This window comes from Sphingobacterium sp. UBA7625, assembly GCF_002484085.1.
Lineage (GTDB): Bacteria > Bacteroidota > Bacteroidia > Sphingobacteriales > Sphingobacteriaceae > Sphingobacterium > Sphingobacterium athyrii.
In genome coordinates, this window is sequence record NZ_DLJD01000021.1 from 26347 (window position 1) to 51326 (window position 24980).

Sequence of the window (24980 nt, forward strand, 5' to 3'; positions counted from 1 at the left end):
AAAACAGAACAGATGAAAACAGCTTTGACATTATTTCTATTAACTATTGCCACGATGAGCATGAAAGCACAGGAGTTAAAAAAGGTATCCTATAAAGACGGAACACAGCAACTGAATGGACTAATCACATCCAATACGGATAAAAAAGGTCCAGCGGTACTTATTTTGCCCGCATGGAAAGGAATTGACAATGAAGCGACACAAGCAGCCTTGCAATTACAAAAAGAGGGGTACATCGCATTCATTGCCGACATCTATGGTGAAGGGAATATTCCAGCGGACAATACAGCGGCTTCAAAAATCGCAGGTCACTACAAAACTGACTACAAAGCCTATCAGCAACGAATCTCTGCTGCCCTCGACCAATTGAAAAAAGTCGGAGCTGATCCAAAGAAAATTGCAGTAATTGGTTATTGCTTCGGTGGAACGGGAGCTCTCGAAACAGCGCGCGCTGGCTTACCCGTTTCAGCCGTGATCAGTATCCATGGTGGACTCTCCAAATCGCCCGACAGACCCAATACCGCGATCAATGTGAAAGTATTGGTTGAACACCCTGCAGCTGACAAAAGTGTATCAAAGGAAGATTATGATGGATTAGTCAAGGAACTGAACGAAGGAAAGGCTGACTGGCAAATAATTACCTATGCGAATTCCGGGCACACCTTTACCAACCCCGAATCACCGGAATATAACCCTGTTATGGCGAAACGTGCCTGGGCCCATACCTTATTGTTTTTAAAAGAAGTCTTAAACTAAAAAGTCAGCGTAAGCGTCCTCCTTATCCAAATGAACGGTCATCCGAAATCCAGCGTACTGCGTTATGTGATTTTCCAGCTATCGGTATTGCTTTTCTGTGTGGGTGTAGCAAAGTCTCAGGTAAAAAAATCAATTGAAATCGGGGCTCCTACCCAAGCCATTCTGTTTGTTACCAATGCTTCTGATAAATCAACGGATTTTATGATGCGTCTCCATGATCAAAAGGCAAATGAAATTATTCGACAGATTCCTTATAGCACGACTAAGCTCCTAGTGACAAAAACAGATGCCCAGCAACTTACTTTTATCGTCAACAAAAGCAAATGGACATTGGATGTAGCTACCCTCAAACAAAGAAATGCCATGATTCTGTTTGATGGTCAGAGCCGACCAAAAGTGATCTATGAAAGTCAAAGGTATCTCCAGGCCGCAAAGCCAATATTGACAAATAATAAGCAGTCAAGTACGCCTCAAAAAGCGCTTAAATACGATGGGAAACTATTCTTCGATTCCATAGCAGCTATCCCGTTTAAACCATCCAGACAATATGCTGAGGGCATCATTTCCCGATCCAGTCTTCCGATCTACTCTACTCAGAAAAAAGGCAAATATGACGGAACCTATATTTCGCAGACCTTTACAGGGGAGAACCTCGAAAAACCCAGCGGTATGATCACGACTGTTTATCAGCAAGGCAAGGAACTCTCCGCAAACAATTTGTCTAATGGAATCAATTTTTACACCAAATATTTTTACAACAAATGGGGATTAATCGATTCGATACAACAGCTTCAAAACAGCAAATGGTCCTCTAGTACAATTTATCAATACTTACCGCATGCTATTCTCATTACCGATCCTGAGCGACGGTCCGCCTCCATCCATCATTTAAATGATCAATATCAAGTGGTCCGGGAGGAGTCCATCCACTTCGTTTACCAACGGATGCATTGGGTCGACTACCGTTACAATGAAAATGGGCAGCTTATTGAGGAAGTTTCAGGGCTAAATGACGCCATCGAAAACCGTAGACTGTATTATTATGATAACCCAAAAGCAGACAATTTCTCTTCGTGGCAGGTATTTGACGCCACAGGGAAGCTCACTGCCGAATCCAAAATAGCTGTGCAAGGCAACGAAAGCACCTACCTGTTTTATCGTGATGGTACATTGGAATTGAAAATAGTCTCAAAAGAACAGGGCGATTATCAATATGAGAGCACTGTATTTGATAAGCAGAATAAAATCACCTCTAAAACAATACAAACAAAGAAAAGTTCCTCCAATTCTCAATAATTAAAACGCGCAAACTGAAATAGAAGGAAGCAATAAACCATCATTTGTTATTAGTGAAAAAACGGAAATTAATAAGTCAACGTCACCCTTTGCTGTATCTTCTTGCTGTCTGGGCAAGAAGAACACAAAGAAAAGCCATTTGGTTACTGGACAATAAAAAGTATACAAAAACCAAATCTACAACAGTGTTGCAATGCCGCATCAAAAAACACCAGTCTGTTTTATTAAAGAAGCTGGGGGAAAACAATATGCAACTGCAGATCAACAAAGTGACGAATCTAAAGATTGCGGCAAAGCAAATCAATGGTATACTGATCCGCCCGGGTGAAACGTTTTCGTTTTGTAAACTGGTCGGCCAGCCCACACAAAAGAAAGGCTATCTTCCGGGGATGGAATTGTCTTTCGGTGAAGCACGGGCCGGTATTGGTGGTGGGATCTGCCAGATCTCCAATCTGATCCATTGGCTTGTTATCCATAGTCCGCTGACAGTCACAGAACGTTATCACCATTCTTTTGACCCTTTTCCCGATGATGGGCGAGTGCTACCTTTCGGAAGTGGTGCTACTGTATTTTACAACTATCGGGACTATCAGTTTACCAACAATACAGTCTACACGTTTCAGATCAATCTCTGGTTTACCGAAAAATGTCTTGAAGGTGAACTGAGGATCGATCAGGAACTCGATTTTGCCTATCACGTCATTGAAAAAGAGCATCAATTCCTTAAAATCGGAGATCAATTCTACCGAAAAAATGAAATCTGGCGGGAAAAGTTCCTAAAATTTCAGGGCGGAAAGGTTGTTGATACAGAACTCCTGACTAAAAATTTTGCCCGTGTCACTTATATCCCACCGGACTATTTGGAACTGCCAGCTGAAGACAATATAACGTCTTAAGTACACCGAATTCATCGTTGAGAGCAATACTATTCTTGGCAAATAGACTTGCCTGCCATTGATCATTACTTGCCTATCGCTTCCCTCGTATATGCCCAGTCTATTTTGCTCGCTCGAATGCGGCTGAAAATACACGCGCATTCCGGTCTATTGATTAACGTCTAGTTTTACTATTCCGGGACTGAATAAAACACTCGTTATAAAAAGTCCTTTTTTTTGTCTAAGTTTGATATGGCTTTGGGGGTATTCTGTATAGAATTGAGATAGTCCCTTCGAACCTGATTCGGTTTATACCGGCGTAGGGAAAAGCAACCGCTTAGGTATAATGAAATATACCCGACAGCCCATCTGTCTCATTTCTTCCTGACAAAGCCACCTGCAAATATAGAAAACAAAAGGAATGGAAGATTTAATTATCGATCTGTTAGCACAGGTCAGAAGACAAAAACCACTTGTACATAATATTACGAATTTGGTGGTGATGAATAACACCGCCAATGCGCTTCTCGCTCTTGGAGCTTCTCCGGTCATGGTTCACAGTCCATCGGAAGTACGCGAGGTTGTTGACCTTGCCCAGTCGTTGGTACTTAACATCGGCACATTGAGTGAACTTACCGCCGAGTCCATGCTTGTAGCAGCAGAACACGCCAATAACATTGGCCGGCCTTGGGTATTGGATCCTGTGGGTGCGGGAATATCCGCTTTTCGCAATGACTTATTGGCAAATCTCCTGGAACTAAAACCAACCGTTATCCGGGGAAATGCATCGGAGATCATGAGCCTTTACAATTTCAACCAGGTCAATACCAAAGGCGTAGACAGCACGGCAGATAGTAAGGACGCGATTGGCTTTGGTAAAGCACTACAAGAACAATTGGGGTCTATCATCTGTATCTCCGGAAAGGTAGATTATGTCCTGTCCAAACAGCACACCGCTGAGGTGCACAATGGACACCCCTTGATGCCCCAGGTTACTGGACTTGGCTGTAGCGCAACTGCACTCATTGGTGCATTTTTAGCGGTCACAGACCATCCCTTTGAAGCAGCGACCGCCGGTGTCTCCCTTTTGAGTTTAGCAGGTGAACTGGCAACAGCGCGATCTTCGGGTCCAGGCTCCTTACAGGTGAATCTCTATGATGAGCTCTATCTGCTGAATGATGAGCGTATCCGGATGCATCTCAACCTGAAACATTATGGCAATTAATCCCCTATTTCCTTACCCCTTGTATCTGGTTATCTCCGAACAGGACTGTTACCCACAATCTTGGCTCCATGTTGCCGAAGAAGCCATAATCGGCGGTGTAGATATCATTCAATTACGCGAAAAGAATGAAACGCCAGCAGGTTTTTTGGAAAAAGCAAAGAAGTTAAAACAGATTACCGATCGTTACGGAATCCCATTGATCATTAATGACGCTGTGGATATTGCAATTGAAATCGAAGCATGGGGGGTGCATGTCGGACAAAGCGATCGTCGACCTTTAGAAATAAAGGAAAAATACGGACAGCGTCTTCAAATTGGCTGGTCGCTCGAAGATCGGTCACAACTTGACAGCAAACAGATGATCGCCGTAGACCATCTTGGTGTCAGTCCAATTTTTCCAACAAAAACAAAAACAGACACCATTACAACCTGGGGAATCAGTGGACTGGGTGAGCTACGGAATTTAACCGAAAAGCCCTTGATCGCCATTGGCGGCATGAACCTGGATACCAGCGCAAGTGCCTGGCTGTCTGGCGCAGATTCCATCGCGGTCGTCTCGGCAATTTGCCAAAGTAAAAATCCAAGAGAGCGTAGCGCTCAATTAAAGGAATTATTAACATGAAAATAGTGAAACAATACACAGTGCCCACAGTTCTGAGCATAGCGGGGTTTGATGGTAGCGGCGGAGCTGGCATCCAAGCCGATACGAAAACCATATCAGCCCTGGGATGTTATGCAATGAACGTCTTAACGGCATTACCAATACAAAACACACAAGGGGTGCGGAATATTTACGAGATACCGACCCAAGCAGTGCGTGAGCAGCTGGATGCGATCTTCGACGATATTTATCCGGATGCGATCAAAATCGGGATGGTTCATAACATTGAGCTTGTCGAACTGATCAGCAGCTATTTGAAAGATTACCGTGGAACAATCGTATTTGATCCTGTGATGGTGTCGACAAGTGGTCACAAATTGATCAATGATGACACAATACAGGCATGTATGGACTTGCTTTTTCCACAAGCCACAATTATCACTCCCAACCTGGATGAAGTCAGTGTACTTGTCGGACGAACCATAGCTGAGGTCAAAGAAATGGAAAAAGCAGGCATTGAACTTCTTGAAAAAGGATGTCAGTCAGTCCTTATTAAAGGTGGACACCTCCAGACAAGCGAACTCACCTCCCTCCTCTTTCAGCAACATGCGTCACCATTGGTGTTTAAATCACAAAAAATTGACAGCAAAAATACACATGGATCCGGCTGCTCTCTTTCTTCAGCAATAGCGAGCCAGTTGGCGCAGCAATTCCCTCTTGCTGAGGCTGTCGCTACTGCTTTAGATTATGTCCACGAGGCAATCAAAGGCAGCAAGGATCTCGTGATTGGCAAAGGAAATGGGCCACTTAATCATTTCCACAACCCTTCTAAACTTATTATTCATGAAATGGAGCGATAAAGCCTGGGATGCTATTAGACCAATTTATGCTGATATCTTAGCGATGCCCTTTATTTCTGAACTGAGCAATGGCAGTCTACCGCTGGACAAATTTCAATTCTATATGCGCCAGGATGCGTTCTATCTGGAAGAATTTGGACGTGTATTAGCTTTTATCGGTGCAAAGAGTGCAGACAATCAACAAGCCCTGGATTATTTTGAATTTGGACGCAATGCGCTTATCGTCGAAAAAGCGCTCCATGAAAACTATTTTAAAGAATTTGGTCTGGATCCGGAAGACGACAACAAAATAGAACCAGTTTGCCACCATTACGTGCATTTTTTAAAAAGTGTAGCTGCCTTTGAACCTATTGAAGTCGCTATGGCTGCGACTTTACCCTGCTTTTGGATTTATAAAGAAGTTGGCGACCACATCGTTTCGATCGCCAGTGGCGACCAAAACCCCTATTCCAAATGGATCGATACCTATAGTGGTGAGGACTTCGCCGAGGGCGTGAACAAAGCCAAAAATTACGTCGATCAAATTTCTGAACAAACGACTGCAACAAATCGGGAGAAAATGCGACAAGTATTTATAACAGCTTCCCGATTGGAATATCATTTCTGGCAGGCAGCTTACGAAAAGAGCATGTGGTAACCACAAAGACAACTGTTAAATTGTTCGATAGCGAACACCAGTTGTTCAAAAATGGGCAATAGGAGAAAACGTATAAAAGTAAAAATAGCTATTTATCAGCGATTTACATGGTTTTTAAATTCTGGCACCACTATTATATCTGTAAGGGAGGAAATGAGGCTGTTTTTCGGAATTAAAATAAAAATTATTATAGCATAGAATTAAAAACTACTAATAGACAAAACCATGAAAAGAATTTTAACTATCGCCTTTATTTCTTTTTTATACGTTGCCCAAGCCCAAGAACGTGAAACCCGTAAGATTTCCGCTCCGGATGGCATTTCGGCAGCGACATCACTACGTGTTGACTACGTTCACTCCAATCGCAATGAAGTTGTTGTTGAAGCGGACAATGCGGAGCATCTGTCGTTGATAGAGACAAATGTAAAAAATGGCATATTACATGTACAATATAAACGGAATTCACAGATCAGAAATGCAAGAAACAACCGTGTTACGGTATATTCAAGTAAAATTCCGACAAGTTTTTCGGCTTCTTCCAGTGGATCAATCTACAGCAACGAAACCATCAAGGCAAACAAAATAGCTGTCAATGTTTCTTCATCGGCCAGAATTACACTTAAAAAATTAATTGCCGATGATATTTCACTTTCGACAAGTTCCTCGAGTAGGTTAACGGCTGATGTAAGTGCAAAAAATCTAACGGTGAATTCCACAAGTTCGTCAAGACAGGAAATTGCAGGAAGTGCGACGAATCTGGATTTAAATGCCAACTCCTCTACTTTAGTTGACATGGCCGCTTTTACAACTACCAATGCAGAGGTCAATGCCAGCACATCCTCGGGTGTAACCCTAAGTGTTAAGGACAATCTACACGGTAAAGTTTCAACCTCGGCAAAGATCTCCTTAAAAAATCAGCCACGAAATGTCCAAGTTAACAAATCGACAAGTGGCCGAGTCGTTATGTAATTTTAGTTTAGGTCTTTAAAAAAGACTGTTTATTTATGTTTAATGTTTAGTTAGCTAAAGGTGGCGCCTTCCCCAGTGCCACCTTTTTTCCGCCCTTCCCTCATCAGCCAGAAACTGGGCCAGGCTGTTCCTCCAACAACCATTTACTTGAGTCAATTCTCCGGATATCATCGGATATTTTTGTATCTTGTGCTAAGAAACACAAGCACACATAACACTCAATCCAATGGATAATTTTTTAGCAAGTAGCCTCAAGCAATTTCGAGAATTCAAATCTTTGGGAGACAAAACCTTCGCTCAATTGAGCGATGAGCAATTGTTCTGGCAATTCAACCCATCAAGTAACAGTATTGCTCTCATAGTGAAACATCTACATGGGAACATGCTTTCGCGTTGGACTGATTTTTTGAATACTGACGGTGAAAAAGAAGGAAGAAACCGCGATATGGAATTCGAAAACACAGCGATGGAAAGAGCGGAGCTTATCGCGCTATGGAACGAAGGCTGGGATCGTTTATTCCATGCCCTTGAGTCTCTGAATGAGCAGGATCTATCAAAAACAATTTTTATCCGGGGAGAAGGGCATTCCGTATTGGCGGCCATCCACCGTCAGCTTGCTCACTACCCATATCATGTGGGACAAATTGTTTATATCGGAAAAATGTGTAGAGATGAACAATGGTCCTCTTTATCCATTCCGAAAGGAAAATCTTCGGAATTTAATCAAGAAAAATTTGGTCAAAGCAAAAAAGTATAAAATATACCTGTCGATTTTCGCTGCCCAACAAACAATTGGGCAGCATTTCTTTCTTCTCTTTTTCAATCGAGATGATAGACTATAAATCTGTTTAAAACATTCCATGGAAAGCAGTTGTTTAGTCCTGCTTTTGCAAACATTTGATTATATTTGTATGATCTACCATTACTCATTCCTTTACGAGTCAATCCCATGGAAATTAGCTTGTTTAGGGTTGTAAAACAAATAGCAAGCGCGGGGAGCTCATTGATCCACTTGAGCGTAGATAGGTAATTTATAATTATTTACAGATGAAACCATCATGATTTATTTAATCACATTGGGGATTGAATAACCGAGCAAAACGAGCTCATGAATACCGTTTAAAACATATACTCGATGAATAAATCTGATAGCTTCATCACAATTGAAAAACAAATTTATATCGATGAAAAATTCAATTAAGATCATCAACAATTACGAATATAAAAAGTTATTCTTACCTGATGTTTCTGAGCATAATCTATTTAACGAAAGTAAAATCCAGGTTTATCGAATTGAAAATTATCTCCGGAGCATTTTAATGCCCGTCATTCCTTATCGTACTACATTTAATTTTCTAATTTTCGTAACAAAAGGCTCCCTGACACAACACCTGGAATCAGCCTCCTATACACTGACTGAATACCAAGTCATCAATATCAAGCAAGGTAATATCACCGCAACGTTGGCGATCTCCGATGATGTTGAAGGTTTTTTTGTGGTTTATGAAAACGAAATTGTCACTGATATCGAACTTGGGATCAATGACATCAAATTTTTCAATTCCCATCCCTTCACTACGTTAAAGCCGCATGTTGCCAATTGGATTCAGCAAATGCTGATTCTTTTGGAGGAAGAGCTTTTTACCGAAGGTCGCGTGATGGAGGTATGTATCTCGATGATGCAGTGCATCTTATTGAAGGTCATCAAATCGGATATCGAAACCAAGGCACCGATGAGTAGACAACTAGATATTGCATTTCGCTTTCGTGAATATGTCCAAAAGTTCCATATCGACCATAAAAATGTATTGTTTTACGCCAATCTATTGCATATCTCGGAAAATTACCTAAACAAATGTGTGAAGGAGGCAACCAATAAACCGCCCAAGCAATGGATTACAGAAATCAGTATCCTGCATAGCCAGATCCTTTTGCAGGATGCCACGAGAGATATTGCGGGAATAGCTTTCGAGTTGAAGTTTCAATCGCCCTCCTATTTCACGAGGCTATTTAAAAAAATCACCGGGTATTCACCCAGTGATTATCGAAAACATAAGTTTATGGCAGACTAATGTTTATGGTAAGGCAGGTTCCAAATGAGGTCAACCGCCAGATAATGCACGCCAAAATCCACTTGATCATAGCCCTTGATCAAATCATTCATGTAACCTACATCCAGTCGTAAAGGCGTCTTTGGGATATCTGTCATGTAATAAAAGCCCAAACGTGTTTCCTTGTAACCAAAGCTCGACCAAGTATCCGGTTCATTCAGTTTACTGATCGCAAAAAGCCCCTCGGCACTCAGTGCCAGTTCCTGCTTATTTTTATCGGAGATTTTAAAATTCACCTGCGATTTCAGCCGGGTTCTAAACTGAAAATTCTCTTCCGCTTTGTGAAAGTCCGCAGTAAAAAATTTCCGGAACTCCTGCCGCAGTGTATTTTTCCATTTCCAGCGCTCAGCCAGCTTAAAAGTATACGCATAACGTCCATACAATCGGAATTCCTGTTCAACTCCTTCATTGTGGTAGGGTGCTGTTTCATCATATACATTTTGACGTCTATAGCTCAACGCATAACTATACTGCTGATTAGGGGCAAATTTGTGATAAACCTCATGGTTCAACACCCAGATCGCCTGTTTATGGAAAGGATCGGAATCATCGGGCGTACTTTTTGTTCCCAGACCGATATAAGTCAGCGCTTCCTTTGTTCCGGCACTGTCCAGCTTCCGTCTGAGTCCTAACACTGACCAAGAGGCCGTTTTGGCTTTCCCCAGCCCGGGTGGGCTTACCTGCCCATAAACGGTATTAATATGAATTCCCAAAAAAAGCACTATTGGGATTAGTTTTATGAAACGAAATTTCAACATAGATAAAGTTTAAGTAAAAAAAGACCATGCAGTCTAGGCCGTTGCCGAAAACTTGACCACCAGCCAATTGTCAAGCCGCTTAACAGGCTCTATTGCCCACATCGCAACCACAAAAGGAAAAGTTAAGGTAGCCCAACCGTTATGAATCAGGAAATGGTCGAAATAAGTAGCGATAACAACGGCGATCAATACATACACACCGTCTCTGACACGTTGGCCACTCAAAGCAATTCCACATAAAACTGCGTTAAAGCTAAAGATCCCATTATTGGTCATATCGGTTGATTCATGCCCATGATGCGAAATATAAACACTAATAATGACAGCTGCAGAGGCATATAACGCCGCGATTGGCTTACTGATAAAAACACCAATGAAAAAGATTAATCCCGCGACTAAGCTCCCCTGAAAAATAACCTGACCAAAGGCATGTCCCTCGATAAGGAAATCATCCATTTCCTCAATATCTACAAAATGTTCGGGAACCGTGCGTAAGGCCAATTCAGGAATACTCAGTACATATAACGCAATCCAAGTGATCATAATAAAAGGAAACGTAAATACAGGAATATTTTTCTTCAGTGCAAAGCCCATTAAAATCGTCGTCAATGCAGAACCGATGATCAAGGCAGCCCATACCCAGATATTGGCCTGAAAATAAAAGACCAGCGCAATCCCATATAATGTGGCATTAAATCCAAAGAGCCCATCATTGATATGGTCCTCATCAAATTTCATCAATTTCGCTGTTATTACCCCGATCAGATTTGCAAGGATCCCGGCAAATCCCATGAGTGCCGAGTCATAGATGATAGCCCCTATAAACAGTACACCAGTCCAGCTATTACCCTGTAACATAATCTGTCCAAATCCTTTAAAAAAAGCTTTAACAAAAGCTAGGATGTTATTTTTCATTCGAATAATTTGTTATTTAAAAATTGTATTCAGCCCCGTTATTTAATTCAGGAATAATTTTTCCCACAATGCACTTTGCATTTCTTTAAAAAGAAGATAAAGCTGCTCAGCACCATAGCCCAGTACCCGCACCATAAAACCATCATGCTGCAAGCCACTGATGCCAAAGGCAACATCCTTGGTTTCTCCATATTTCTCATAAAATGCTTCGATCCATTCATCCGGACTTAACCCGGCACTATTCAGATAGATCAGCGTTCCCTGATGTGTATATCCTTCCAGAATGCCCAGTCCCTGAATGGGCATACGGTCCGGTTGTAACAGCACATTATCTTTGACAACGAGTCGACCATTCACATAACATTCCGTCAGGTTCTGAAAATGATTGTATTGAAATTCCTCCCCCGACATTTTCCTTCCACAGGTCACGATTTCACTCAGTAGTAGATGGCAATTGGAATCAAGATGGATAATGTTGTGACTCAAAAAATGAGAGGAATGTTGAGGTACTACGGGGTGAGGAACATAGGAAAACACGGAATCTTCGCCCAAAGTCACCTGCATTGTCTGCGAAGAATGCCCCTTCATGTGAAACAGACGCTGATAAGCCTGCGTCTGCAACTGTAATTTTGCTCCTGGCGCAATATCAATTTTGATCTGATGATCATCACCATCCAATAATCCCGGTGAGGAACTCATGATCATCAAATAAGCCGCATTGTCTTTTTGATATTGACCGACAGGGACAATGCGAAAAGGTTGAGTGACATAAGCATCCTTCATAAAGGATTTCCCTTCACGATGTGCTATTTTGACGGCTAAAGAACAAATCATAATTAACGAAGTAAATTAGGTTCTTCAATATCTTGAAGCAATGCATATTTCTTGATCCAGCCCACAATCTCTTCCAGACCGTCGCCAGTTTTCAAATTGGAGAACAAAAATGGAGCACCTTTGCGCATCATACGGGCATCATGTTCCATGACCTCCAAGCTCGCTCCCACATAAGGCGCCAAGTCTTTTTTATTGATCAATAACAGATCCGAACGTGTAATCGCCGGACCGCCTTTACGCGGCATTTTTTCACCTTCAGCGACATCAATGACGAAAATGGTGATATCTGCCAAATCAGGGCTATAGGTCGAAGTGAGATTGTCGCCCCCGCTTTCAATCAAAATAAGTTCCAGATCGGGAAACCGGCTGGCCAGTTCGTCTACCGCTTCCAGATTCATACTCGCATCTTCACGGATCGCGGTATGTGGGCAACCACCTGTTTCAACACCGATAATACGTTCGCGGGGTAATAAGCTATTTTTTGCCATATACTCTGCATCTTCTTTGGTGTAAATATCATTTGTAATAACCGCCAGATCTAACTCATCCACCAGACGTCTGCTCAATCTTTCCAATAACGCTGTTTTGCCGGAACCCACAGGACCGCCTACACCGATCTTAACATATTTTCTATTTTCCATTTTATTTGATTTTAAGAGATATAAACCCTAGAATATAATCGTTCGTGTTGCATGCATCGGATATCAAATCCGATATTGCACAGCCCCACTAAATTTCTTTCAACGGCTAAAGTCTCGAGACAGAGCTCAAGTATATCATCGTGCAGCCCAAAAAGAACATCCTGGCCATCGAGTTGCCCGAGCGGCACGAGTTTCACGGCATTCGTCACCATGGTGATAGCTGCATTGTAGTAAAAGCCATGTAAGGCTTCTTCCAATGGAATTTCCAATAAAGAAGCCAGCATACCATACATCAAGCAATAGTGGCTATCGACTTCCTTTTTCTGAATCAATTTGCCCCAGGCAACAACAAAATCCTGTTGTTGATAACGGCTAAATATTTTGTAAATGCGTACGCCCAGTTTTTTACTGGCTTCCCGGATCTCTTTTGGACTCTTCAATGCAGTACACTCCTGATCCAAAGCGATCAATGCATTTAAATCCTCGGATGTGGTGGCCTCGTAAGCCAATTTCATCAGGGCAGCATCGTTATACTTTAGATTGTACCATAAATTATGGCGCACATAGTTGTCCGTAGTTGCTTTATCACAGACTAAACCCTGCTGCACATAGGTTTCCAGCCCATTTGAATGGGTAAATCCACCGATCGGTAGTGTTGGATCTGCAAGATGGAGCAACTTGCCCAGAAAAGTATTTTTCATTGACATAAATTATTTATTCATTATTTGTAGATGCGACCGTCGGCGCTGTCCCAGTATCCTCTTTTTCTTTAATGAACAGGGGAATATTTTTTGTCGAAAATTTCAACTTTTGGTGATGTTTCGGATCTACGTTTGCATGCAGTGGATTCAACAGCTGATGCATACAACATATAGGGTCAAATCCATTTCTGGCCAACCACTCATACATAGAGCGTTCGTAGGGCATCAGCAATTCATTTGCCTCTACGAATAGAGGCAAATGTTTGTTTCCGATTTCACTGCTGACAAAAGCAACCTCAAGGAAATCAATTGCCGTAACTTTAATGACTTCACAAGGTCTGATGGTAACCACAACTATTTTTTCTTCATCTTCATACAAGATATCGCCGTCCTGCAAGCAGGAAGTATTGCCCAATAATTTTACAGCGATATCCATTCCCTCCGCTGTACGAAGACGTTGAATACGTTTGGTGGATTCATACCATTCAATCGACAGCAGATCATGACGCTTATAGGTCTGCTCGCGATTGATATTCCTTGTGATTTCTGTGATAATCATTTTCGTTCTTTAAAAAAATAGATTTTTTGACAATCCCAATCCCACAGTTGAGCCATTGATTCCTGTAATCACTTCGTGATCATTTGGAATAACAGCATCCTTGCCATGCTTCTTCTTGTAAGAGAGCTCCGCGACTTTTGCTTTCAAAGCCCAGCCTTTTCCCAGGTTAATACCCACCAACGGGTATACTCTGAAAAGGAAACCATTGTAGCTTCCATCCACCATGCCTCCGGATGCATTAACAACATGTTGGTCGCCCCAGATGTAATGTGCATCCACTTGACCGATCAACATAAAATGTTCCCCTAACGGCCAGGTGTTGCTGTAGAATGGACCAACTTCATGGGAATGATCTGTAAAGTCAAGCGCCTTCGTATAGGCGTTGTTGAATCCATAATTTATCCCCACATTCATGTTGTCATTAAAAAAATAGCCTACGCCCACTGGTGCCGCACTAAATTGGTGGCCAGCAGCGGTTTCATGGTAATTGAGCGAACCATATAGCATGATTCCGCCTTTTTGAGCAGAAGCTGATTGTATCGAAAAGCATGCTATTGCCAGACAACATCCCAAAAATTTTTTAAAATTTTTCATTGCTATATCGTTGTTTTTAAAGCCAATAAAACGATCATGAGCCTTACTTTACCCATTGATCATCAGCGCTATGTTTGGCTCATGACCGTTTTATTCATGTGTTTTTCATTTATAATGGCCTGATGCAAGATCAAGCCATCGTAGTCACCATTCAGCTTAAAACAAGAAATACAACTGTCCTAAAGAAACGGTATCAATCGGCTGTGAACGCAAAATTTCTCCATCCAGACTTACTTCATAGTTCTCCGGATTAACGATAATTTCGGGCGTAGCGTCGTTGTGGATCATATCTTTTTTGGAGATATTTCTACAGTTTTCTACAGGAAGTAAGCCTTTTGCTAAGCCATATTCCTCTTTAATGCCGTTTTCGAATGAAATTTTGGAAACAAAGTTGAAACAGGTGTTATGAACAGCTTTTCCCAATCCGCCGAACATTGTACGTAAGATAATCGGTTGTGGTGTAGGAATGGATGCATTGGCATCCCCCATTTTGGATGCGATGATCATACCACCTTTGATAATCATTTCTGGTTTAGCACCAAACAAAGCTGGGCGCCAGATGACCATATCCGCGATTTTACCCGGCTCGATAGAACCCACGTATTTCGAGATACCATGTGCAATCGCTGGGTTGATTGTATATTTTGCGACATAACGACGTGCACGGAAGTTATCATTGTTTTTTCCTTCGTCTTCAGGTAGCGGCCCCACTTGTTTTCTCATTTTGTCCGCTGTCTGCCAAGTACGTGTGATAACCTCACCTACACGCCCCATTGCCTGCGAATCTGAACTCATGATGCTGAATACACCACGATCTTGCAATACATCTTCAGCAGCGATTGTCTCCTGACGGATACGCGAATCGGCAAAAGCCACATCCTCAGGAATTTCCTTGCTCAGGTGGTGACAAACCATCAACATATCCAAGTGCTCATCAATCGTATTTTTTGTAAATGGACGTGTCGGATTTGTGGAAGCTGGCAATACATTTGGATACATTGCTGATTTGATGATATCCGGAGCGTGACCACCACCAGCGCCTTCGGTATGGAAGGTATGGATGACACGGCCGTTGATCGCCTGAATGGTATCCTCTAAGAAACCCGCTTCATTTAAGGTATCGGTGTGAATAGCAACCTGTACATCGTATTTATCAGCTACCGTTAATGCTCTATCAATTGTTGCGGGTGTTGCTCCCCAGTCTTCGTGAATTTTAACCCCCAAAGCTCCGGCTTCAATCTGCTCAACAATAGGTTGTTCAGTTCCCACATTTCCTTTTCCGAAGAAGCCAAAGTTCATCGGTAGATCTTCCACCGCTTGCATCATACGACGGATATTCCACTTTCCTGGTGTTACGGTGGTTGCATTTGTACCATCTGCTGGACCGGTACCACCGCCGATCATGGTGGTAATACCACTGTATAGGGCTGTTTCAACCTGTGTAGGACTGATATAGTGAATGTGGGTATCTATACCGCCTGGCGTTAGGATATAGCCAGATCCACCATGCACTTCGGTAGATGCACCGATAATCATATTTGGCGTAATGTTATCCATGGTATCCGGATTTCCGGCACGGCCGACGCCGACAATCTTACCATCCTTGATACCGATATCACCTTTCACAATTCCCCAGTGGTCAATCACGATAGCGTCTGTGATCACCATGTCCAAGGTACCTTCATCACGTGTGTGAACCGAAGATTGACACATACCGTCACGGACGGTCTTACCACCGCCAAATTTTGCCTCATCGCCATAATAAGCATAATCCTTTTCGACTTCGATAATGATGTCTGTATCGCCTAAACGGATTTTATCGCCACTTGTCGGACCAAAGATGGCACTATAATTTACTTTGCTAACTTTTAAACTCATGATACTTTGTTTTTAAAGCCTTGTTCTTTCACTTTTTTCATTGCATTTTCTTTCGCGACTTCGGTTTCGGTATCACCGTTGACCAAGTCGTTGTGTCCGTAGATTCTTCTGGCACCTGCATACGGAACCAATTCTACATCTTTGGATTCTCCCGGCTCAAAACGCACCGCTGTACTTGCAATAATATTCAATCGCTTGCCAAAAGCTTTTGCACGGTCAAATTCCATCATCTTGTTCACTTCAAAGAAGTGAAAATGTGAACCCACCTGAATTGGTCTATCTCCTGTGTTTGTTACGGTAATCGTCGTAACCTCTCTACCTTCATTACAGATGACATGGCCATCCGCTATAAAAAATTCTCCTGGAATCATAAATTCTCTTTTTTAACAATTATCGAATCGGATTATGAACGGTAACCAACTTGGTACCATCCGGAAAAGTCGCCTCAATCTGCACATCGTGAATCATTTCGGGTACACCTTCCATGACATCCTCTCGTGTCAATAATGTCGCGCCATACTGCATTAAATCAGCCACAGTACGGCCATCACGTGCAGCTTCCAGAAGCTCACTGCTGATCAATGCAATAGACTCCGGATAATTAAGTTTAAGTCCTCTAGCTCTACGTTTTTTCGCTAGTTCACCGGCAAGATGAAGCAATAGCTTCTCTGTCTCTCTAGGTAATAAATGCATATAAAATATTATTTAAATTGTTGTTATTTCAGTCGAAAACAAGTCAGTACAAGCCCTGACGATTTAAAAAAATCGTTCAAAAAAGCTGATAGACGAAGCCCATAGCAAATGTTTACGGCATAGCGTATCAGTTCTCAGCGTTGTAAGAAAAGGAAAGGATTATCCCTGAAATGGGATCTTTAAACTTTGGAAAAGAATGTATTTTGGTGGTAGGATCAATCGATCCATGTAAGGTGTTCTGTTATTCCGCATGTTGAGACATACAGGATAGCAAAATATAAAAAGACAAATGTACAATACGGTCCAACCGAGGAGCTTACTCCATTCATCTTTTAAGTCGACCTGTTCACTGACATCATAAAGGTCATGATCGTGTACAGCGGCAACTATATTCTCCCGTTCAGGTTGATCAGCACCTTTGTCAATTTGTTTATGGGTGCTGGACAAATCCAGATAGATACCCGAGGAATTATGAATTTTAAGCTGTTCAGAAATAGTCATTCCTTTCAGGAGCAGGACGCTCAAAAGAAAAACTATAAAAACTAAACTATGCCTAATCATTGTATTCACAATCCTATTATTTGTTGTCCAAATTTACAACCAAAGCAGGCCACTTCACTAGTACAAATCTTGAATTAAATAGTCTAAATTTGTCGAAAAACCTGCTTTGATTGCTTTTTTTAGCTAAAAGGAATAACCAATTGAAACCATAATGTTTCTTGGTGCCCCGGCGAAGGCACGTGTATAGTCAAATCCCCCTAAAAAATAGTATTTATCAAATACATTGTTTAGGTTAAGCGCCATTTTCATGGCACCGATATGATAATAAGCCGCCGCATTAACTGTCGTATAAGAAGGCCATTGTCCCCAAAGAGCATTTCCTTCGCTATCCTTCCCAATACTATTGTCCATGCGTTTGCTATTAACATAATAAACACCGGTACCAAAGCCAAGTCCTTTTAAGGAAGTATTGGAGAAGACATATTTTAACCAGGCACTGGCCATATTTTTAGGCGCTCCCGGTAGCGCCTGCCCGACTTCAGAAGCAACAGAAGAGGCCTTCACTTCGGTATGGTTAAACGTATAATTTGCCATCACCTGGAATTCTTTGGTCAGCTGTCCACGAACATCCAACTCAACTCCCCGCGACAATGCTTTGCCAGATTGTCTATACTCTGGTAATCCCGAGTCATTGATTGTCCCTGTCGCGATAAGCATATTTCTACGCTCGATCTGAAACAAGGAAAGATCCATTTGCAGCTGGTCCTTAAAAAAGCCCGTTTTCAGCCCTGTTTCAATTTGAAAACTGCGTTCAGCTTCAAAAGCTTTGTCCGCACCATAGTCTTTATAGTTCTGGATAAAATTAGCGCCTACCGGTACAAAACCCCGCGAGTAGCTTGCGAAGTAATTAATCTGCTTGTTGATTCCATAAGTCAGACCAAAACGGGGCAACAAGGCATTTTGTGTAGCATGGAAGCGATTCTGTCCATCGATAGTTTCCGAAGAATAATGTTCATGCCGCAACCCCACAATTAATTTCAGACGATCGGCAATACTGATCTGATCCTGTATGTATTTACCGGTCGTTTTATAGGGACTCAAAAAAGGATAAGCGACCTGTGTACGCCAGACGTAGTTGGTCAGATCATGTTTGGTATAGGTCGGGTTGTTCATGTCAAAAGTCAATGGCACCACTTTGCCATCCACAGTTTGCTGTCTGGCTTCCCGTAACTGATTTTCTTTGTCACCACGATACTGTGCGAAGTCGATCCCCGCAACGATATGGTGGTCAATTTTATCCCCTAGCAGATCCCATTTAATATATCCAACGACGTTGTCGGTATAATCACGACCATGGCGGTCAAAGAAACGCATATTCATAATGGTATTATGGGGGGCGTCCGCAAAAGTATTTAGCGTACGGTGCTCGTTGACATCTTCCTGATAGATGGATTTCATATAGCTCAGGTTCAGGCTCACATTTTCTGCCAGTCTTTGCGCCAATCGTCCACTAAATGAAAAAGTCTTGGAGTTATAGAAATCAGAAGGCTGACTTAAAGTAAACGAACGTGGCAGGGCATAAAAGTTATTTTCCTTTATTCCCATTCCCCGATCCAGATAACCGTTGAATTGATTATATACCACGTCGATGTCTACGGTCGTCCCCGCAGCGGGTTTAAATGTAAATGAAGGCGCCAGCATCATCCGTTTTTGACGGTTCACATCACGAAAGGTTTTGGTATCTTCATAGCCTGCATTGAAACGATAGAGAATTCGTTTTGCACTATCCAAGGGACCGCCGAGATCTACTGTTGTGCGCATCGTTTCAAAACTTCCAGCAGCAAAACTGACATGACCTTTAAAATCTTCCAAAGGCTTTTTCGTCGTCATATTGATGGTACCACCGGGTACAATGTCGCCAAATAGAGAAGCTCCAGGGCCTTTCAGCACCTCAAGGTTTTCGAGATTGATGGTTAGTGGGGAATTATAATAACTATTGCCGTAACCATAGCCCGAACGTAGCCCGTTCACCAAACGGACTCCGGTTTCATAACCGCTTTTAAAACCACGGATCACCACATCATCATAAGATGAAGCCTCAGTGACACCCGCAAGGTCCTGCACCAGTGCTCCCGTTGTAAATGCTTGCTTATCTTCAATAAATTCCTTACTCAGTACAGCCACCGATTGTGGTAGATCTTTCAGCTTTCCAGCGAACTTACCACCCAACTCCATGTTGTTGGTCAAATAGGAATTATTACGACGGCCGGTAACCAATACTTCATCCAGGGTCCTCTTACCCTCTTCCATCATGAGTCGAATTCCTTTTTTCGGATTCCAGGTAGTCTCATCAATACGAAGAAGCTGTGATTTATAGCCGATCGCTTCGGCACGCAATTGTACCGGAAAGGTTGTCGCCGTAGCAAAAGCAAATTCGCCATTCGTGGCAGTACTTATCTTTTGTCCCTGGTTTTCAAGTGTCAAAGTCACTCCTGGAATTGGATTTCCGTTTTCATCCTGGATCTTCCCAAAAATCATAAAGCTCTGTTGGGCGTAAACAGCCACCGGTGTGACAGCACCTGCCAATAATGCGAAAGCGAGTGCTTTCATTGTGTTTTTCATCTGTATAAATTGTTCATTAGCTAGATGGCACATACCCTGTTTAAAACTCACCTACGATGATCTTATTGAAATAAGATGCTAAACAGGGACAGTTGCTCTGGAATTATTTTTTATCTTCTATTGCTGATTTATTTTATTTCTTGCATTCAGCGCGAATTCACTTCACAAAACTGAATAGCCTTATTTTGACAATTCCAGTTCCGCTGAACATATCAGTTTACTAGGCTGCCTCAGCAGTAGTTCCATGTGAATTGTCGGAAAGCCCGATTCATCGCAGAATTCTTTGAGATAGAATCCTTGTTTTAACCAGAATTCATGGGCTCCCGCCAAAAAAGGATGGGTGTGTAAGTACAATCTTTCGACCGCTTTTTCCTTGGCCACCTTTGTTAATTGGCGAAAAAGTGCTGTTCCAAGTCCGGAACGACGGTAATCGGGGTCGACAAAAAGACGCGCGACCTCGACAGTCTTCCGGGCGTCCAAATCTAGATGCGGAAAACGATAGTCATAAGCGAGCATACCGATCACACCAACCAGTTTTCCGCTCTTGTCCCTTGCCTGTAGAAATGTTCCAGTTTGTCCATCCAGATACAGCTGTTTAAAGTCCTGCAAATCCCTGGGTATCTTTTGCGGGTCAAGCATGGGAAACAGCTGTTTCCGAAATTCAATAACATAAGGTAACACAGTTTCCATATCCTGAACAGTGACCGTACTTATCACGATATTTCTGTTTGAATCTGTCCTTTGCATGCCTATTTTATTCATACTATTTTCATTTTTAGCGTCTATACTGTCAAATGGATCTGTAACCTTTTTGGCCGATTGCTTACAATAGGTTAGAGCTTATTATGTATTCCATCCAGTTCAAGGGATTTTAGCGAAGCCCAGTCATGTGTATAAAGCATGGGTGCAAACATCCATTTCCCTTGGTTTTCCAAACTGATCAATGGCAACTCATAGGTCTGTTCCAATACTTTCCGAACCTGCTCCCTGTCCATCCCTTGTAGATCCACCAGTGTATTGTCCTGCATCAAATAAAAGTGGTCGCCAAAAAGATAGGCCATATTGGGGTCGTGCATAACACAGAGCACCGTTGTTCCCTCCTTGACCAGTTCTTTAGCAGTCTGCAAAACGGCAATCTGATAGTTCAGGTCAAGATGGTTTGTCGGTTCATCCAAAAGCAACAGATTAGGCTGTTGCACCAATACCCGACAAAGCAAGACCAGCTGCCGCTCCCCACCTGACAGGGAAGTATAAGATTTATCCTTTAAATGTGCGAGATTAAATTTCTCCAGGATTGCATCTAAAGCCTCAAAATCTTCGCGGCGCGGCGAAAAGCGGGAGAACGATGCACGCCCTGTTAAAATAACATCTGCCACCTTAAAAGGGAAAGTTGTCTGATGAAACTGGTTTAAGAAACCCAGTTTAAGCGCATTTGATTTACCAACCTTCCAGTTTCTACGTTCTGTTTTACCGATTAATACCGATCCCTGATAGTGTTTCTCCAATCCGGCAATAACATTGAACAAGGTCGACTTACCACTACCATTCCGGCCCAGAATAACCGAAAGCTTTCCTTCCGGGAAGGACACATTGACGTCCCGCAAAATAGTATCCTTACCATAGGCAAAGGATAGGTTTTTGATATGGATGGATTTGCTCATGAGTTCCAGTTAATTTCGTTCCGGCGCATCAGATAGATAAAGAGTGGAGCGCCAATAATCATTGTAAATACCCCTATCGGAATTTCGAAAGGCATGACTGCACGGGAAAAATCGTCAATCAATAACAGGAATGTCCCACCGATACTGATATTCGCCCATACGACAATATTATTGTTGGGGCCAAAAATCATGCGGCTGATATGTGGAACAATGAGTCCAAATAAGCTGATCACGCCTACCGCAGCAACAGCTGATGCGGTGATCATGGTCGCAACCCCAATCATTACCAATTTCAAGAGTTTTGGATTCACCCCCACAGCAATTGCTTCCTGATCTCCCAATGCCAACAAATTCAATTTCCAACGCAATAAGATCAATATGATCAATCCGATCACTATCGGTAAAAAGGCGTTCTGCACTTTTGACCAGGAGGCGGTATGGAGATTTCCCATCGTCCACTGCACAATAGCCTGCAATTTATAAGGATCACTGATATATTGTAATAGGGTAAGCATCGCTGTAAATACCCCTGAAATAACCATTCCTGCCAAAACCATCCCAATGATTGATGTTTTTAAACCGGCATTGGATACAAAGTAAGTCAAGGCCACAGCACAGACACCAAAAAGAAATGCCGAAACATTGACGGACAAAAGTGGAAACAGCATGGCTAATGCGGCACCGAAAGCAGCACCGGAAGATATTCCCAACGTAAATGGGTCTACAATAGGATTTCGAAAAATAGCTTGTAAGGTCCCTCCAGACGAGGCAAGAGCGGCACCGACCATAAAGGTCAATAAAATCCGTGGCAAACGTACTTGCCACAAAATGGTATCCATGCTGCCCATCAATACTGTCGTATCATTTCCTTTATAAAGCCCTAATTCCAACCCTATACGTTGGCAGAGTTCAATAAAACCAATATGCTGACTTGAGCCGATCAATAATGAAAGCAGGAGCAGCACTAATGGCAATATCACCAACAATAAAAGCTTTTTTAATTGAAGTATCATTGCAGAAGCCCCGCTTTACCGTATAATTTGTCAAAAGCCATTGTCATATCCTGATCGAGTTGTTCCTTGGTATAACTCGGGAAACACCAATGCCGCACCTGTTTGGCAAAGAGCATAAATTTCACTGTATGTGGATCAAAAGGAAAGGACGGTGACATCACAAATACCTGTTTATTTTTTACGGCAGGCAGTGCGGCCAATTCTTTCAAATTGTAAACATCAGAACTTTTGGAATTCCATAGAATCATGAGATCGGGATTCCACTTGTAGATCGTTTCAGCCCCTACATTTGGTGCTTCCATTTCCAAGGGACAGGCATTTGCCGCCCCCGATAGACGAATAGCCATATCGATGAGGCTACCCTTCCCCGAGGTCGAAAGTACCCGTCCTTTTGACCAGGCGTAATACACTTTCTTTTGCGGCTGATCTAACGGAGCTGCCATTTTTTTAACCTCATCTCCGACAAATTTCACAATTTCCTCAGCCCGTGCTTTCTTGTCCAAAAGCGTTCCCATTCCGATCAATTCGTTAAAGATACTGGTTTCATCTTTCGATGAAAAAGTGAAGACGGGAATACCCAAATTTTCGAGTTGCGCAATATTATCCTGATCGGTATTAAATGTCAGGACAAGATCGGGATTCAGGCTTACGATGCTTTCCACATTGTTGGCCTGGCCGCCAAAAGTTGGTGTAGCTATACTTTTTTCAACGATACGTGGATCTAACTTGGATAAAAAAGCATAGGTATCTTCCATTTGATAGACTTGTTCTGGAATACCGACCAGCCGGTCACTGGCCTTTAGCATATACACCTCATCCACAAGGGAGGGATACAGGACAACAACACGTTTTGCAGGTTGCGCTAACGTAATTTCCTTGCCGCGGCTATCTAGGGCCTTCACTCCATTTTTATTTGCTTTGGACTGTTGGTTTTGGCAGCCTTGTAAACAGACCAACAAAACCAGGGACAATAGCAATGTATAGATACTAATTTTCATTGTTTCTCCTGTTCTTTAGCTGTTGGTGAATCCGATTTTCAGACAGCAATATCGCTTCTTCCAATTGGACAGACGCACCATATTTCGCCGCAATTTGCTCATAGAGTCGACCATCGTAGGGCAAACGGAGAGATTTGAGCTGACCGACCTGGAATATCGGTAGATGTCGATTACCGACGAAATAACCGAAATCTGCCAGCTGGAAAAAATCCGAGGGGTTAAACCTGATCGCCAGAGTCGGTTTGACCGTAACGATTGCCTGCAGTTCCCCATTGTGATACAGCGCATCTCCATGATGCCACTCCTGTCCCTGCTCCAGTTCCATCAGGATCGTATTGCCAGACAAGGTATTTCTGGTCAAACGGCGTTTATTAATTTCAAACCATTCGATGTATACCCGATCTACCTGATCAGTGATGGTTTGATACTGGGGTATAATGGTATCTATCGTTACAGGCAATCTATTCATTGTTATATTGGGTATCTCATTCGTGCTTTGCGCTGTGATCAACTATCGTGCTATCTGAGTGTTAATCACTTTCGCGCATTTACTATTTCGCCGCAGCTACTTTCTGTTGTTCTTTTTTCAGTTGGACTTTCTCTTTCAACCAGTCACACCAGTTATCTAGGCCATCTCCATTCAAGGTACTGATCGTGATCACTTCCAGATTTGGATTCACTTCACGTGCATCTTTTGTCACGGCTTCTACGGAGAAAGGTACATACGGTAACAAGTCTGCTTTTGAAACAAGCATCAATTCACTGGTCAGAAACATACGTGGGTATTTTTTTGGTTTATCATCACCTTCGGTTGTCGCCAATAAAGTGACCCGATAGTCTTCACCAAGATCAAATGCCGAAGGGCAAAGTAAGTTTCCGACATTTTCGATAAATAACAAATCGATGCCTTCGATATCGATGTGATCCAAGGCCTGCAAAATCATTTGCGCCTCGATATGGCACATACCGCCGGTAACAATCTGCAAAGCATTGATGCCAACATCACGCATGCGGATGGCATCACGTTCCGTTTCAGGGTCTCCCACTAACACGGCAATGTTTAGATCTTTGGAAAGACGCTTTCCAGTCTCTTGCATCAAGGTTGTTTTACCAGAACCCGGAGAAGAACATACATTAACCACACATACATCTTTCAGTCTGTCGCGGATACTTTTGGCGACAAAATCATTTGCTTTTAATAAATGTAGGGTTGTATTTTCACATTGAACCGAACCGACGCGGTTACCTAAGCTCTTAGGATTTTGAGTATTGTCTGACATGA

The 24980-nt window shown here is 42.5% G+C and carries 27 protein-coding genes, 1 pseudogene and 1 riboswitch; of the genes and pseudogenes, 10 read left to right on the forward strand and 18 right to left on the reverse strand.

Annotated elements, in window-relative coordinates:
* The first annotated feature begins 12 nt into the window (after positions 1–12).
* The 10 genes from B4G94_RS07535 to B4G94_RS07580 all read left to right on the forward strand — a co-directional run bounded on the left by B4G94_RS07535 (position 13) and on the right by B4G94_RS07580 (position 9291).
* Entirely contained in the window at positions 13–756 is a 744-nt protein-coding gene (locus tag B4G94_RS07535; protein ID WP_286858055.1) for a dienelactone hydrolase family protein, read from the forward strand.
* Positions 757–786: 30 nt separating this feature from the next.
* Positions 787–2052 (forward strand): hypothetical protein, encoded by a 1266-nt coding sequence (locus B4G94_RS07540; RefSeq protein ID WP_286858057.1) that lies wholly within the window; start codon positions 787–789, stop codon positions 2050–2052.
* 53 nt (positions 2053–2105) lie between these two features.
* Positions 2106–2948, forward strand: a complete 843-nt coding sequence (locus tag B4G94_RS07545) for a VanW family protein (protein WP_286858060.1) — start codon at positions 2106–2108, stop codon at positions 2946–2948.
* A gap of 229 nt (positions 2949–3177) precedes the next feature.
* Positions 3178–3270: riboswitch (TPP riboswitch) on the forward strand.
* 78 nt (positions 3271–3348) lie between these two features.
* Complete coding sequence (gene thiM / locus B4G94_RS07550; RefSeq protein ID WP_286858062.1) at positions 3349–4152, forward strand: hydroxyethylthiazole kinase; 804 nt, start codon at positions 3349–3351, stop codon at positions 4150–4152.
* Positions 4142–4774, forward strand: coding sequence for a thiamine phosphate synthase (gene thiE / locus B4G94_RS07555; protein ID WP_286858063.1), 633 nt, complete (start codon positions 4142–4144; stop codon positions 4772–4774). The genes thiM and thiE overlap by 11 nt, the downstream gene beginning before the upstream one ends.
* Entirely contained in the window at positions 4771–5613 is an 843-nt protein-coding gene (gene thiD, locus B4G94_RS07560; RefSeq protein ID WP_165306256.1) for a bifunctional hydroxymethylpyrimidine kinase/phosphomethylpyrimidine kinase, read from the forward strand. Before thiE ends, thiD begins: the two co-directional genes overlap by 4 nt.
* Positions 5597–6250 carry a thiaminase II gene (tenA, locus tag B4G94_RS07565; RefSeq protein ID WP_286858065.1) on the forward strand — a complete coding sequence of 218 codons (654 nt, stop codon included), beginning with the start codon at positions 5597–5599 and terminating at the stop codon, positions 6248–6250. Before thiD ends, tenA begins: the two co-directional genes overlap by 17 nt.
* 225 nt (positions 6251–6475) lie before the next feature.
* Positions 6476–7219 (forward strand): GIN domain-containing protein, encoded by a 744-nt coding sequence (locus tag B4G94_RS07570; RefSeq protein ID WP_286858066.1) that lies wholly within the window; start codon positions 6476–6478, stop codon positions 7217–7219.
* A 226-nt stretch (positions 7220–7445) separates the two neighbouring features.
* A complete protein-coding gene (locus B4G94_RS07575; protein WP_286858068.1) occupies positions 7446–7976 on the forward strand; it encodes a DUF1572 family protein in 531 nt (176 codons plus the stop codon).
* 427 nt (positions 7977–8403) lie between these two features.
* Complete coding sequence (locus tag B4G94_RS07580) at positions 8404–9291, forward strand: helix-turn-helix domain-containing protein (protein ID WP_282255568.1); 888 nt, start codon at positions 8404–8406, stop codon at positions 9289–9291.
* On the opposite strand, the gene B4G94_RS07585 is transcribed toward B4G94_RS07580, so the two are convergent.
* The 18 genes and pseudogenes from B4G94_RS07585 to hypB all read right to left on the reverse strand — a co-directional run bounded on the left by B4G94_RS07585 (position 9288) and on the right by hypB (position 24978).
* Complete coding sequence (locus tag B4G94_RS07585; protein WP_286858071.1) at positions 9288–10088, reverse strand: DUF2490 domain-containing protein; 801 nt, start codon at positions 10086–10088, stop codon at positions 9288–9290. The genes B4G94_RS07580 and B4G94_RS07585 overlap by 4 nt on opposite strands.
* Positions 10089–10121: 33 nt before the next feature.
* On the reverse strand, positions 10122–11003 hold the full coding sequence (locus B4G94_RS07590; protein ID WP_108632379.1) for an urea transporter: 882 nt from the start codon (positions 11001–11003) through the stop codon (positions 10122–10124).
* A gap of 42 nt (positions 11004–11045) precedes the next feature.
* Entirely contained in the window at positions 11046–11837 is a 792-nt protein-coding gene (locus B4G94_RS07595; RefSeq protein WP_286858073.1) for an urease accessory protein UreD, read from the reverse strand.
* Positions 11838–11839: 2 nt separating this feature from the next.
* A complete protein-coding gene (gene ureG / locus B4G94_RS07600; protein ID WP_286858075.1) occupies positions 11840–12478 on the reverse strand; it encodes an urease accessory protein UreG in 639 nt (212 codons plus the stop codon).
* Between the two features lie 11 nt (positions 12479–12489).
* Positions 12490–13179 carry an urease accessory protein UreF gene (locus B4G94_RS07605; protein WP_108632382.1) on the reverse strand — a complete coding sequence of 230 codons (690 nt, stop codon included), beginning with the start codon at positions 13177–13179 and terminating at the stop codon, positions 12490–12492.
* 13 nt (positions 13180–13192) lie between these two features.
* Complete coding sequence (locus B4G94_RS07610; protein ID WP_286858077.1) at positions 13193–13738, reverse strand: urease accessory protein UreE; 546 nt, start codon at positions 13736–13738, stop codon at positions 13193–13195.
* A gap of 9 nt (positions 13739–13747) precedes the next feature.
* Complete coding sequence (locus tag B4G94_RS07615; protein ID WP_286858078.1) at positions 13748–14332, reverse strand: hypothetical protein; 585 nt, start codon at positions 14330–14332, stop codon at positions 13748–13750.
* Between the two features lie 156 nt (positions 14333–14488).
* Positions 14489–16210 (reverse strand): urease subunit alpha, encoded by a 1722-nt coding sequence (ureC, locus tag B4G94_RS07620; RefSeq protein ID WP_286858080.1) that lies wholly within the window; start codon positions 16208–16210, stop codon positions 14489–14491.
* A gap of 65 nt (positions 16211–16275) precedes the next feature.
* Positions 16276–16581, reverse strand: a pseudogene (gene ureB / locus B4G94_RS07625) (urease subunit beta); the annotation flags it as partial.
* Positions 16582–16600: 19 nt separating this feature from the next.
* The gene (gene ureA / locus B4G94_RS07630) at positions 16601–16903 is read right to left on the reverse strand and encodes an urease subunit gamma (RefSeq protein WP_077435612.1); all 303 of its coding nucleotides are present in this window, start codon (positions 16901–16903) and stop codon (positions 16601–16603) included.
* Between the two features lie 159 nt (positions 16904–17062).
* The gene (locus B4G94_RS07635) at positions 17063–17473 is read right to left on the reverse strand and encodes a hypothetical protein (protein WP_286858083.1); all 411 of its coding nucleotides are present in this window, start codon (positions 17471–17473) and stop codon (positions 17063–17065) included.
* Positions 17474–17587: 114 nt separating this feature from the next.
* Positions 17588–20026, reverse strand: coding sequence for a TonB-dependent receptor (locus B4G94_RS07640; RefSeq protein WP_286858085.1), 2439 nt, complete (start codon positions 20024–20026; stop codon positions 17588–17590).
* Positions 20027–20206: 180 nt separating this feature from the next.
* Entirely contained in the window at positions 20207–20788 is a 582-nt protein-coding gene (locus B4G94_RS07645; RefSeq protein WP_286858087.1) for a GNAT family N-acetyltransferase, read from the reverse strand.
* A gap of 71 nt (positions 20789–20859) precedes the next feature.
* A complete protein-coding gene (locus tag B4G94_RS07650) occupies positions 20860–21687 on the reverse strand; it encodes an ABC transporter ATP-binding protein (protein ID WP_286858089.1) in 828 nt (275 codons plus the stop codon).
* Positions 21684–22700 carry a FecCD family ABC transporter permease gene (locus tag B4G94_RS07655; protein WP_108632388.1) on the reverse strand — a complete coding sequence of 339 codons (1017 nt, stop codon included), beginning with the start codon at positions 22698–22700 and terminating at the stop codon, positions 21684–21686. The genes B4G94_RS07650 and B4G94_RS07655 overlap by 4 nt, the downstream gene beginning before the upstream one ends.
* Positions 22697–23698 carry an ABC transporter substrate-binding protein gene (locus B4G94_RS07660; protein WP_286858092.1) on the reverse strand — a complete coding sequence of 334 codons (1002 nt, stop codon included), beginning with the start codon at positions 23696–23698 and terminating at the stop codon, positions 22697–22699. The genes B4G94_RS07655 and B4G94_RS07660 overlap by 4 nt, the downstream gene beginning before the upstream one ends.
* Entirely contained in the window at positions 23688–24167 is a 480-nt protein-coding gene (locus B4G94_RS07665; protein ID WP_286858093.1) for a hypothetical protein, read from the reverse strand. Before B4G94_RS07665 ends, B4G94_RS07660 begins: the two co-directional genes overlap by 11 nt.
* Positions 24168–24249: 82 nt before the next feature.
* Complete coding sequence (gene hypB, locus B4G94_RS07670; protein ID WP_165306245.1) at positions 24250–24978, reverse strand: hydrogenase nickel incorporation protein HypB; 729 nt, start codon at positions 24976–24978, stop codon at positions 24250–24252.
* Between the last annotated feature and the right edge of the window lie 2 nt (positions 24979–24980).